Consider the following 11,201-nt stretch of genomic DNA (forward strand, 5'->3'; position numbering starts at 1 on the left):
AAGTGTCCCTCACGCAGGTGTGTGATCGCGAAAGGGGCTGGTGGTCGTGCCGGAGCTGAGGCCTTGGCGGTCCGCGGGACCGCGCCTGGTGCGGGCCGCGGGCGCCGTACGTCCGCTTCTCGCACGCGCCGCCGGGGGCGTCGCGCCGCGGGTCGCGCGGCTCGCCCGGACCACGGCGCCGAAGACGTGGCAGTACACCGCGGGTGCCGCCACCGCCGGGCTGGCGCTCGCCGCCGGTGTGGTGACCGCCGCCGGCCCCTGGGACTCCACGGGTCAGCGTACGGCCGAGCGCCACCGGGCCGTCGCCCAGGAGCGCACGGGTGGCGCAGATCACGGTCGCGGAGCCGGCGACTCCGGTACGGCGCCCGGGGCGCCCCGGCCCGCCCCCAGCGCGGGGGCCGTGCTGACCGGACTCGGCGGCACGTCCGGCGCGGTGAAGGCGGCACCGAGCGGCAGGAACGCCGCCGACGTGCTGGACCCCCTGCTGAAGGACCCGGCGCTCGGCTCCCGGCACGCGGCCTCCGTCGTCGACCTCACGACCGGCGAGCGCCTGTACGGCACGGGCGTCGGCGTCCCCCTCGTCCCCGCCTCCACCACCAAGATCGCCACTGCCGTCGCCGCCCTCACCGCGCTCGGCCCCGACCACCGCCTCACCACCCGGGCCGTCCTGGAACCCGGCACCGGCGAGCTCGTGCTGGTCGGCGGCGGCGACCCCACGCTGACCGCCCGGAAGGACGCCGGCGGCCTCGCGAGCCTGCGCACCCTCGCCGCCCGGACCGCCGAGGCCCTGGAGAAGCGCGGGGTGCGCCGGGTGACGCTGTCGTACGACACGACGCTCTACACCGGCTCCGCGATGCACCCGATCGGGGTCAACGAGAACCTGGCCGCCGTCACCGCCCTGATGGCCGACGAGGGCCGCACCGACGACTCCGCCAGCGGTCCGGCCCCCCGCGTGCCGGACCCGGCCCGGGAGGCGGCCCGGACCTTCGCCGGCCTGCTGGGCGAGCACGGCATCAAGACGACGACCCGCGGCCCGGCCAGGGCGACGGACCGCGCCGCCACCCTCGCCACCGTCTCCTCGCCCCCGCTGTCGGCCCTGGTCGAGCGGATGCTGACGAACAGCGACAACGACCTCGCCGAGGCCCTCGCCCGCCACACGGCACGGGCGAGCGGCGAGCCCGCCGGCTTCGACGGCGCCTCCGCGGCCATCACCGCCCGGCTCCAGCAGCTCGGCCTCACCACGAAGGGCGCGGAGTTCCACGACGGCAGCGGCCTGGACCGGGCCGACCGGCTCACCGCAGACCTGCTGACGGACCTGCTCACCACGGCGGCCGACCCCGCCCGGCCCGAACTCCGCCCGGTTCTCACCGGCCTGCCCGTCGCCGGCTTCACCGGCACGCTCACCAGCCGATACGCGGACGGCGCGGCGGGTCTCGTCCGCGCGAAGACGGGCACGCTGACCGGCGTCAACACCCTCGCGGGCACGGTCGTCGACCGCAACGGCCGGCTCCTCGCCTTCGCGTTCCTGGCCTCGGACACCACGGACCCGCACGCCGCCCAGTCCGTCCTGGACCGAGCGGCGACGGCCCTGGCGACCTGCGGCTGCAGATGAGCGCCCCGGGCGTGGACCGGCCCGCCGTACCGCCGCGGGCAGTCGTTCCGCAGGGCGATGGGGGTGCCTCCCATGCCGTTCAGGCAATGGGGGAGGGTGGGCACGGCCGACAACGCCGGGCGCCGTCGCAACGGACCTCGCCGAGCCGACGCCGGCCCCTCAGGGACAACACCGGTACCTCACAACGCACCCCACCCTCCCGACCGCACAGCCTGCCCCCAGCGGCAGCGCTCACGTACCGTTGACGCATGACGAGCATCGGCGCATCTTCCGGCATGGTCGACTGGAATCTCGCGGTGGCGACCGCGACCCGGCTCGTACGGCCGGGCCCCGACGTGAGCCGCGACGAGGCCCGGGCCGTCGTCGCGGAGCTGCGCCGGCACGCCAAGGCCTCGGAGGAGCACGTCCGCGGCTTCACCCGTCTGGCCACCGAGGAGGGGCACGACACCCCCGTCCTCGTCGTCGACCGCCCCGGCTGGGTCCGGGCGAACGTCGCGGGGTTCCGGGAGATCCTCAAGCCGCTGCTCGACAAGATGCAGGAGCGGCGCGGCAACACCCCCGGCGGCGCGGTCCTCGGCGCCGTCGGCGGCAAGGTCACGGGCGTCGAGCTCGGCATGCTGCTGTCGTTCCTGTCCTCCCGCGTCCTCGGACAGTACGAGACCTTCGCCCCGGCCACCCGCGAACTGCCCGCCGGAGCCGACGGCGGCGGCCGGCTGCTGCTCGTCGCCCCGAACATCGTGCACGTCGAGCGCGAACTCGACGTCGAGCCCCACGACTTCCGCCTGTGGGTGTGCCTGCACGAGGAGACGCACCGCACGCAGTTCACCGCGGTGCCCTGGCTCCGCGACCACCTGGAGGGCGAGATCCAGTCCTTCCTGGGGGAGACCGACGTCGACCCCATGACCGTGCTGGAGCGCATCCGGGAGGCCGCCCAGTCGCTCGCCGGCGGCCGGCCCGAGGGCGAGGAGGACGACGGCGGCCGGTCCCTGGTCGAACTGGTGCAGACCCCGGCCCAGCGAGAGATCCTCGGCCGCCTCACCGCCGTGATGTCCCTGCTGGAGGGCCACGCCGACTTCGTGATGGACGGCGTCGGCCCGGACGTCGTGCGGACCGTGGGGGAGATCCGCGAGAAGTTCCAGCAGCGCCGCGCCAAGGGCGCGTCCCGGCTCGACCTTGCCCTGCGCAAGCTGCTGGGCCTGGACGCCAAGCTGCGGCAGTACCGGGACGGCGAGCGGTTCGTGCGCGCGGTCGTCGACGAGGTCGGCATGGACGGCTTCAACCGCGTCTGGACCTCCCCCAACACGCTCCCCACCAAGTCGGAGATCGCCAAACCGGCGGACTGGATCGCGCGGGTGCACCGCAAGCCGGAGTCGTGAACCGGCGGAGGGGTGGTGAATCGGCGGAGGGGTCGTGAATCGGATCCGGCCGACGGCAGGCGAACGCCCCTCCAATCACCCGTCCGAGGGACCGTGAGCCCTCGGCAGGCGTGCGATGCTCGGAGAACGCCCCGTTTCTGTCACCATCGACACACTCTGCGTGACCGACACTCGGGGTCACCCCCGAAAACTTCATGAAGGGCACCGGACATGGGTCCCCATCCTGCGGTCGCGGCGATACGCCTGGCGGTCCGCCGCGTCCTCCACGACATCCTCACCGAACTGAACATCGCCACCACCGGCGGCATCCCCGAGCGCGCCGCCGTGGGTGCGCCGGCCGCCGACACCGCTCGCGGGCGCCCGCAGGCGCCGCTGGTGCTCGTGGCGTGCTCCGGCGGCGCCGACTCGATGGCGCTCGCCTCCGCCCTCGCCTTCGAGGCCCCCAGGCTCGGTGTGCGCGCCGGCGGTGTCACCGTCGACCACGGGCTGCAGGCCGGATCCGACCTGCGCGCCGAGGAGGTCGTCCTGCGCCTGCGCGAGCTCGGCCTCGACCCCGTCGAGTCCGCCGCCGTGACCGTCGGCCGCACGGGCGGGCCCGAGGCCGCCGCCCGCGACGCCCGCTACGCCGCCCTCGACGCCGCCGCCCAGCGTCACGGCGCCGCCGCCGTCCTGCTCGGCCACACCCGCGACGACCAGGCCGAGACCGTCCTGCTGGGTCTCGCCCGCGGCTCCGGCATCCGCTCCCTGTCGGGCATGGCCGCGGTCTCGGGGGCCGGCGGCCGTTACCGCCGTCCGTTCCTCCAGGTCGACCGGCAGACCGCGCGCAAGGCGTGCATGGTCCAGGCCCTGCCCGTCTGGGACGACCCGCACAACGCCGACCCGGCGTACACGCGCTCCCGGCTGCGCCACGAGGGCCTGCCCGCGCTGGAGAAGGCGCTCGGCAAGGGCGTCGTCGAGGCCCTCGCCCGTACGGCCCAGCTCTCCCGGGACGACGCCGACGCCCTCGACACCTGGGCCCGGCAGGCCGAGGCCGGCGTCCGCGACGCCACCGGGCAGCTGGAGTGCGCCAAGCTCTACGCCCTCCCGCCCGCCGTGCGCCGCCGGATCCTGCGCCGCGCCGCCATCGAGGCCGGTGCCCCGGCCGGTGCGCTGTTCGCCCGCCACATCGAGGAAGTCGACCGGCTGATCACCGGCTGGCGCGGCCAGGGGGCCATCAACCTCCCCGGGAAAGTCGTCGCCCGGCGGCAGGGTGGCAGACTGGTGATTCGGCAAGGCTGAATCCGGACCCCCGGGCAGGGCCGCGTACGCGGCACACGGAGCCGTGGGCGGCCCGGCGGCCGGTGGGACGACCGAAAGTGATGCGGGTGGACGCGAAAGACATGGGTGCCGACCTTCAGCAGGTGCTCATCACCAAGGAAGAGATCGACGCGAAGCTGGCCGAGCTGGCCGCGAAGATCGACGCGGAGTACGCGGGCAAGGACCTGCTCATCGTCGGTGTGCTCAAGGGCGCGGTGATGGTCATGGCCGACCTCGCCCGGACGCTGTCCACCCCCGTCACCATGGACTGGATGGCCGTGTCCTCGTACGGCGCGGGCACCCAGTCCTCCGGTGTGGTGCGTATCCTCAAGGACCTCGACACCGACATCAAGGGCAAGCACGTCCTGATCGTCGAGGACATCATCGACTCCGGCCTGACGCTGTCCTGGCTGATCTCGAACCTCGGCTCGCGCGAGCCCGCCTCCCTGAAGGTGTGCACCCTGCTGCGCAAGCCGGACGCCGCCAAGGTCGCCATCGACGTGGAGTGGGTCGGTTTCGACATCCCCAACGAGTTCGTCGTCGGCTACGGCCTCGACTACGCCGAGAAGTACCGCAACCTCCCGTTCGTCGGTACGCTCGCGCCCCACGTCTACGGCGGCTGACACGGCCCCGTAGCGGTTTCGCGGGGCGAACGGGAACCCCGGCGGCCCTCGCGCCGTTGGAGCATGCAGACGGGAACGTCGGCCGTCCGTGCGGCTGCGGGCCACCAGGCTGGGGTACCGTCAGAAGAACTGTCTTATCAAACTCACTATGGCAGGAGGGACGGGGCGGCACCGCTCCGTGTGGATGGACGTGAAGCGATACTTCCGTGGGCCGGTCATGTGGATCGTGCTGGCCGTCCTTGCCGTGGTCGTGTTGATGCAGGTCGTCGGCTCGTCCGGCGGCTACAAGACGGTGGACACGGGCCAGGTCGTCCAGGCGATCAACCAGAACAAGGTCGAGTCGGCCAAGCTCACCACCGGTGACGAGCAGACCATCAAGGTCCAGCTCAAGGACGGCGAAAAGGTCGAGGGCAGCTCGAAGATCCAGGCGAGCTACATCGGCGATCAGGGCGTGGACATCGCCAACACGCTGCAGAACAAGTTCCAGGACAAGCAGATCTCGGACGGCTACACGGTGTCGCCGTCCAAGCAGAACCCGTTCGTCGGGATCCTGCTCTCCCTGCTGCCGTTCGTGCTGATCGTGGTCGTCTTCCTGTTCCTGATGAATCAGATGCAGGGCGGCGGCTCCCGGGTCATGAACTTCGGCAAGTCCAAGGCCAAGCTCATCACCAAGGACACCCCGAAGACGACGTTCGCGGACGTCGCCGGGTCGGACGAGGCCGTCGAGGAACTCCATGAGATCAAGGAGTTCCTCCAGGAGCCGGCCAAGTTCCAGGCCGTCGGCGCCAAGATCCCCAAGGGCGTCCTGCTCTACGGGCCTCCCGGGACCGGCAAGACCCTGCTCGCGCGTGCCGTCGCGGGCGAGGCGGGCGTCCCGTTCTACTCGATCTCCGGTTCCGACTTCGTCGAGATGTTCGTCGGTGTCGGTGCCTCCCGGGTCCGTGACCTGTTCGAGCAGGCGAAGGCCAACGCGCCCGCGATCGTCTTCGTCGACGAGATCGACGCGGTCGGCCGCCACCGCGGCGCCGGCCTCGGCGGCGGTCACGACGAGCGCGAGCAGACCCTGAACCAGCTCCTCGTCGAGATGGACGGCTTCGACGTCAAGGGCGGCGTGATCCTCATCGCCGCGACGAACCGGCCCGACATCCTCGACCCGGCGCTGCTGCGCCCCGGCCGCTTCGACCGGCAGATCGCCGTCGACCGCCCGGACATGCAGGGCCGTCTGGAGATCCTCAAGGTCCACCAGAAGGGCAAGCCGGTCGCCCCGGACGTCGACCTGTCGGCCGTCGCCCGCCGTACGCCCGGTATGACGGGTGCCGATCTGGCCAACGTGCTGAACGAGGCCGCCCTGCTGACGGCCCGCAGCGACCAGAAGCTGATCGACAACCACATGCTGGACGAGGCGATCGACCGCGTGGTCGCCGGCCCGCAGAAGCGGACCCGGATCATGTCGGACAAGGAGAAGAAGATCACCGCGTACCACGAGGGCGGTCACGCCCTGGTCGCGGCGGCTTCGCCGAACTCCGACCCCGTCCACAAGATCACGATCCTCTCCCGCGGCCGGGCCCTCGGCTACACGATGGTGCTCCCGGACGAGGACAAGTACTCGACCACGCGCAACGAGATGCTCGACCAGCTCGCCTACATGCTGGGCGGCCGCGCGGCCGAGGAACTGGTCTTCCACGACCCGACGACGGGCGCCGCCAACGACATCGAGAAGGCCACCGGTCTGGCCCGCGCGATGGTCACGCAGTACGGCATGACCGAGCGTCTCGGCGCGATCAAGTTCGGCGGCGACAACACCGAGCCGTTCCTCGGACGTGAGATGGCTCACCAGCGCGACTACTCGGAAGAGGTCGCCGCGCTCGTCGACGAAGAGGTCAAGAAGCTCATCGAGACGGCGCACAACGAGGCCTGGGAGATCCTCGTCGAGAACCGTGACGTCCTCGACAACCTGGTCCTCGCGCTGCTGGAGAAGGAGACGCTGGGCAAGGAGGAGATCGCCGAGATCTTCGCCCCGATCGTCAAGCGTCCGCCGCGGCCCGCCTGGACCGGCTCCTCGCGCCGCACCCCCTCGACCCGTCCGCCGGTGCTCTCCCCGAAGGAGCTGGCCCTGACGAACGGTGCGAACGGCGCGACGGCGGCGATCACCGCCAAGAGCACCGCGGCGGAGCCCGCCCCGGCGCCCGAGCGGACCCCGGAGGACCGCCCCGAGAGCTGACCGCTCTCCCCGGTGGCCCCACCAGGCCCGGAATGTATGCCGCGGCCCCCAGGTTCTAGCCTGGGGGGCGCGGCATTTTCGTATGCCCGGCAGCGAGAACAGACAGGAACGAGGCACCACATGACCGACCCGGTGACGCTGGACGGCGAGGGCTCGATCGGCGAGTTCGACGAGAAGCGGGCCGAGAACGCCGTGCGCGAACTGCTGATCGCGGTCGGCGAGGACCCGGACCGCGAGGGCCTGCGGGAGACGCCGGCCCGGGTGGCACGGGCGTACAAGGAGATATTCGCGGGGCTGTGGCAGCAGCCCGAGGACGTGCTGACCACCACGTTCGACCTGGGGCACGACGAGATGGTCCTGGTGAAGGACATCGAGGTGTTCTCCACCTGTGAGCACCATCTCGTGCCGTTCCGCGGTGTCGCCCACGTCGGCTACATCCCGTCGGCCAGTGGCAAGATCACCGGGCTGTCCAAGCTGGCCCGCCTCGTGGACGTCTACGCCCGCCGTCCGCAGGTGCAGGAACGACTCACCACGCAGATCGCGGACTCCCTGATGGAGATCCTGGAGCCGCGCGGTGTGATCGTCGTCGTGGAGTGCGAGCACATGTGCATGTCGATGCGGGGTATCCGCAAGCCCGGCGCGAAGACCATCACGTCGGCGGTGCGCGGTCAGCTGCGGGACGCGGCGACCCGCAACGAGGCGATGAGCCTGATCATGGCCCAGTGAGCCCGCGGCGGCCTCAGGCCGCCGGGGCAGCGCCCGCGTGGTCGTTGTCGTCGTCCTCCGGGAGCCTGCACACGCGCTCCAGGAAGAGGGCGGCCGCTATGACACCGATGCCCGCCAGGACCGAGAAGCCGGCGTAGATGGCCTGGTCGCGGCGGGCGGGGATGTCCAGGGACTCCAGCAGGAAGACGCCCGTGCCGCCGTACATACCGGCGACGAGGGCGGCCACCAGGGCGCTGGCCTGCCCGAAGACGACCGCGCGGGCCGCCATCAGCGGGTCGACGCCCTTGGCGCCGGGGACCCGGTCGCGCTGGGCCTTCAGGCGGGCGCGCAGCGAGAGTGCCGTGGCCAGCAGGACCACGGCGATCAGGGCGAGGACGACGGGGGCGGCCAGAGGGACGCTGGGGAGGGTCCCGACCGAGTTCCACAGGCGGGCGCCCGCCCAGGACAGGACTGCGGCGACGACGAAGACGCCTGCCAGCACCCTGATGCGCAACTCTTTCACGGTGTCCCTTCGGTTCCCCCGGATGTCCGGTTCCGGACGTCGGCCGTCTCGACCTTAACGACTACTCGGGCAGCCGGAGTTCCAGGTCGGCGCGGGGTGCGACGCCGGCCCGCGTGACGGCCTCCAGAAGGTCCGCGACCGGGCCCCGGCCGGGCAGCAGGGCCTCGGGGTCCAGGTCGTGCCAGGGGGCGAGGACGAAGGCGCGTTCGTGGGCGCGGGGGTGCGGAAGGGTGAGCTGCGGGTCGTCGGAGACGACGTCGGCGTAGGCGACGATGTCGACGTCGAGGGTGCGCGGGCCCCAGCGCTCGTCGCGTACGCGGTGGAAGGCCTCCTCGACGGCGTGCGCCCGCTCCAGCAGGGAGGAAGGGGGAAGCGTGGTCTTCAGGACGACGACCGCGTTGAAGTACGACGGCTGGGTGCCGGGCTCGACGCCCCACGGCTCCGTCTCGTAGACCGGCGAGACGCCTTTGACGCGCACGCCGGGGGTGTCCTCCAGCGCGTCGATGGCGCCCTGGAGGGTCTCCAGGCGGTTGCCGAGGTTGGAACCGAGGGCGATCACGGCGCGCTTGGGGTTGGACAGGGTCGAGTCGGCGGCGTCGACCTTCTCGACGACCGAGGCGGGTACCGGCTGGACGGTCGGGTCGCTGGGACCTTTGGTGAACGGGGCACTCATACACGGCTCCGGATGATGGTGACGGTCACGTCGTCGAAGGGGACCGTGATCGGTGCGTCCGGCTTGTGGACGCAGACCTCGACCTCCTCCACCCCCTCGTGCTTCAGACAGACCTGGGCGATGCGCTCGGCGAGGGTCTCGACGAGGTTGACGGGCTCGCCCTCGACGACGGCCACGACCTCCTCGGCCACGATGCCGTAGTGCACGGTCTTCGCCAGGTCGTCGTCGGCCGCGGCCGGCCGGGTGTCCAGGCCAAGGACGACATCCACGAGGAAGGTCTGGCCCTCCTCGCGCTCCTTGGGGAACACACCGTGGTGCCCGCGGGCCTTCAGGCCGCGCAGCGCGACACGATCCACGCGAATCACTCCTGCAGTCGTCGGTCTCGGCCGGTCCTCACCGCGTGCGGGCGGCACGCCGGCCTGCAGTCGAATCTACCCGCGAGCACCGACAGTGCCGGGCCACGGGGGGCGTCGGACCGGGGGCAGCCCAGGAGGTTTCACCGTACGTTTGCCCTGGCGGGCCCGGCGGCTCACGGGCTGGTGGCCGCCCTTACCCGCCGGTCCGTGATTCCAGCCACTTCTTGGCCACTTCTTGATCCGGTTCTTGATCCGGTTCATGGGCCGGTGGTCCGGCTCTTGGTCCGGGCGGGTCCTCGGCGTTGCTCCTACCCACTCAGGAGGGTGTGTCCTCGCCCTCCTCCTCGTCGGATTCGGCCAGCACCGGCGAGGCGTGGTGCGACCAGAGCTTCCAGCCGGAGGGCGTGCGCCGGAAGGCGTTGGTGGCGACGACGAGCTGGCCGACGAGCGGGCCCAGCTCCTCGCCCTCGTCGGGGGCGGGGCCGCCGCTGAGGATGTTCTCCGTGCAGGTCACCAGGGCGGTGTCGCCGGTGACGGAGACGTGCACGTCGGTGAGGAAGAACTGGATGTAGTCGGTGTTCGCCATGATCAGCGCGTACGACCTGAGCACCTCGCCGCGGCCGGTGAGCACCGGCCAGCCGGGGTGGACGCACGAGACCACGCCGGCGTCGGCCGGGTCGTGGTACGTCTCGTCGATGCCCAGGTCGGACGGGGTGAGCCACAGCTCGGACACCTTTTCGAAATCGCCCCGCTCCAGTGCCTCGTAGAAGGCGGTGTTGGCGGCCTCGACCTGTTCGACGTCGATGTGGGGGGCGTTCACCGGGCTCCTTCTGCGCCCTCGTCCGCCGCCCGCGCGCCCTCGATGGCGCGTGCGACCCGGACGGCGTCGGCCGTCGCCCGGACCTCGTGCACGCGCACGGCCCATGCGCCGGCGTGCGCCGCGAGCGCCGAGACGGCGGCCGTGGCCGCGTCGCGCTCGCGCGCGGGCGGCGGGGAGCCCTCCGGTCCGGCGAGGACCCGGCCGAGGAACCGCTTGCGGGAGGCCGCGACGAGCAGGGGGTGGCCGAGGTCCAGCAGGCGGTCCAGGTGGGCCAGGAGGACGAGGTCGTGCTCGGCGTCCTTGGAGAACCCGAGGCCGGGGTCGACGACGATGCGGTCGGGGGCGATGCCGCCCTCCAGAACGGCCTCCACGCGTGCGTGGAGCTCGTCGACGACCTCGGTGACCACGTCGTCGTACGCGCCGCGGACGTTGCCGCCTTCGAGCAGGCCGCGCCAGTGCATGACGACGAAGGGGGCGCCGGCGTCCGCGACGACCGGGATCATGCGGGGGTCGGCGAGGCCGCCGGAGACGTCGTTGACGAGGGCGGCGCCGGCGGCGAGGGCCTGCTCGGCGACGGAGGCGCGCATGGTGTCGACGGAGATCGTGACGCCCTCGGAGGCCAGTCCGCGCACGACCGGGACGACCCGCCTGAGCTCCTCCTCCTCGTCGACGCGGGTGGCGCCCGGGCGGGTGGACTCGCCGCCGACGTCGACCAGGTCCGCGCCCTCGGCGACCAGGTCGAGGCCGTGCTTGATGGCGGCCGTCGTGTCGAACCAGCGACCGCCGTCGGAGAAGGAGTCGGGGGTCACGTTGACGACCCCCATGACCGCGCAGCGGTCCCATGCGGTCAGTCCCGCCAGATGGCGGCGGCCGGTCTGCTTGCTCATGTGTTCAGCGTAGGCCCAGTGGGCGGGCGGCTCCGGTGGTGGTGCCGCGGGTGCCTGCGGCGCTTGGGCGGGGATGCCTGCGGCGGCCTGTGCTGCTTCGGTGGGGGTG

The 11,201-nt window shown here is 72.2% G+C and carries 11 protein-coding genes; 6 read left to right on the plus strand and 5 right to left on the minus strand.

Annotation, left to right across the window (positions count from 1 at the left end; translation table 11 throughout):
- Nucleotides 1-40: 40 nt before the first annotated feature.
- The 6 genes from dacB to folE all read left to right on the plus strand — a co-directional run bounded on the left by dacB (nt 41) and on the right by folE (nt 7,854).
- Nucleotides 41-1,612: a D-alanyl-D-alanine carboxypeptidase/D-alanyl-D-alanine endopeptidase gene (dacB, locus tag H0H10_RS35740; RefSeq protein ID WP_188185339.1), complete on the plus strand. Its 1,572-nt coding sequence runs from the start codon at nt 41-43 to the stop codon at nt 1,610-1,612.
- A 248-nt stretch (nt 1,613-1,860) separates the two neighbouring features.
- Complete coding sequence (locus H0H10_RS35745; protein WP_188185340.1) at nt 1,861-2,988, plus strand: Rv3626c family coenzyme F420 biosynthesis-associated protein; 1,128 nt, start codon at nt 1,861-1,863, stop codon at nt 2,986-2,988.
- A gap of 210 nt (nt 2,989-3,198) precedes the next feature.
- Nucleotides 3,199-4,266 (plus strand): tRNA lysidine(34) synthetase TilS, encoded by a 1,068-nt coding sequence (tilS, locus tag H0H10_RS35750; RefSeq protein ID WP_188185341.1) that lies wholly within the window; start codon nt 3,199-3,201, stop codon nt 4,264-4,266.
- Nucleotides 4,267-4,346: 80 nt separating this feature from the next.
- Complete coding sequence (gene hpt, locus H0H10_RS35755; RefSeq protein WP_188185364.1) at nt 4,347-4,907, plus strand: hypoxanthine phosphoribosyltransferase; 561 nt, start codon at nt 4,347-4,349, stop codon at nt 4,905-4,907.
- Between the two features lie 184 nt (nt 4,908-5,091).
- Nucleotides 5,092-7,128 carry an ATP-dependent zinc metalloprotease FtsH gene (gene ftsH / locus H0H10_RS35760; RefSeq protein ID WP_188185365.1) on the plus strand — a complete coding sequence of 679 codons (2,037 nt, stop codon included), beginning with the start codon at nt 5,092-5,094 and terminating at the stop codon, nt 7,126-7,128.
- Between the two features lie 120 nt (nt 7,129-7,248).
- Entirely contained in the window at nt 7,249-7,854 is a 606-nt protein-coding gene (gene folE / locus H0H10_RS35765) for a GTP cyclohydrolase I FolE (protein ID WP_188185342.1), read from the plus strand.
- A 13-nt stretch (nt 7,855-7,867) separates the two neighbouring features.
- On the opposite strand, the gene H0H10_RS35770 is transcribed toward folE, so the two are convergent.
- From H0H10_RS35770 to folP, 5 genes are all read right to left on the minus strand, one after another.
- Nucleotides 7,868-8,356: a DUF3180 domain-containing protein gene (locus H0H10_RS35770; RefSeq protein WP_188185343.1), complete on the minus strand. Its 489-nt coding sequence runs from the start codon at nt 8,354-8,356 to the stop codon at nt 7,868-7,870.
- Between the two features lie 61 nt (nt 8,357-8,417).
- Nucleotides 8,418-9,029, minus strand: a complete 612-nt coding sequence (gene folK, locus H0H10_RS35775; protein WP_188185344.1) for a 2-amino-4-hydroxy-6-hydroxymethyldihydropteridine diphosphokinase — start codon at nt 9,027-9,029, stop codon at nt 8,418-8,420.
- The gene (gene folB / locus H0H10_RS35780; protein ID WP_188185345.1) at nt 9,026-9,385 is read right to left on the minus strand and encodes a dihydroneopterin aldolase; all 360 of its coding nucleotides are present in this window, start codon (nt 9,383-9,385) and stop codon (nt 9,026-9,028) included. Before folB ends, folK begins: the two co-directional genes overlap by 4 nt.
- 316 nt (nt 9,386-9,701) lie before the next feature.
- Nucleotides 9,702-10,205, minus strand: a complete 504-nt coding sequence (locus H0H10_RS35785; RefSeq protein WP_188185346.1) for a nuclear transport factor 2 family protein — start codon at nt 10,203-10,205, stop codon at nt 9,702-9,704.
- Nucleotides 10,202-11,092 carry a dihydropteroate synthase gene (folP, locus tag H0H10_RS35790; protein ID WP_188185347.1) on the minus strand — a complete coding sequence of 297 codons (891 nt, stop codon included), beginning with the start codon at nt 11,090-11,092 and terminating at the stop codon, nt 10,202-10,204. Before folP ends, H0H10_RS35785 begins: the two co-directional genes overlap by 4 nt.
- Nucleotides 11,093-11,201 lie beyond the last annotated feature (109 nt).

Origin of the sequence: Streptomyces griseicoloratus, assembly GCF_014534645.1 — a bacterium.
GTDB lineage: Bacteria > Actinomycetota > Actinomycetes > Streptomycetales > Streptomycetaceae > Streptomyces > Streptomyces griseicoloratus.

What these genes read in the sequence shown, in the direction of transcription:
- H0H10_RS35745 (WP_188185340.1), top strand. Translation starts at nt 1,861, where the DNA reads ATGACGAGCATCGGCGCATCTTCCGGCATGGTCGACTGGAATCTCGCG.
- tilS (WP_188185341.1), top strand. Translation starts at nt 3,199, where the DNA reads ATGGGTCCCCATCCTGCGGTCGCGGCGATACGCCTGGCGGTCCGCCGC.
- hpt (WP_188185364.1), top strand. Translation starts at nt 4,347, where the DNA reads ATGCGGGTGGACGCGAAAGACATGGGTGCCGACCTTCAGCAGGTGCTC.
- ftsH (WP_188185365.1), top strand. Translation starts at nt 5,092, where the DNA reads ATGGACGTGAAGCGATACTTCCGTGGGCCGGTCATGTGGATCGTGCTG.
- folE (WP_188185342.1), top strand. Translation starts at nt 7,249, where the DNA reads ATGACCGACCCGGTGACGCTGGACGGCGAGGGCTCGATCGGCGAGTTC.
- folK (WP_188185344.1), bottom strand. Translation starts at nt 9,029, where the DNA reads ATGAGTGCCCCGTTCACCAAAGGTCCCAGCGACCCGACCGTCCAGCCG.
- folP (WP_188185347.1), bottom strand. Translation starts at nt 11,092, where the DNA reads ATGAGCAAGCAGACCGGCCGCCGCCATCTGGCGGGACTGACCGCATGG.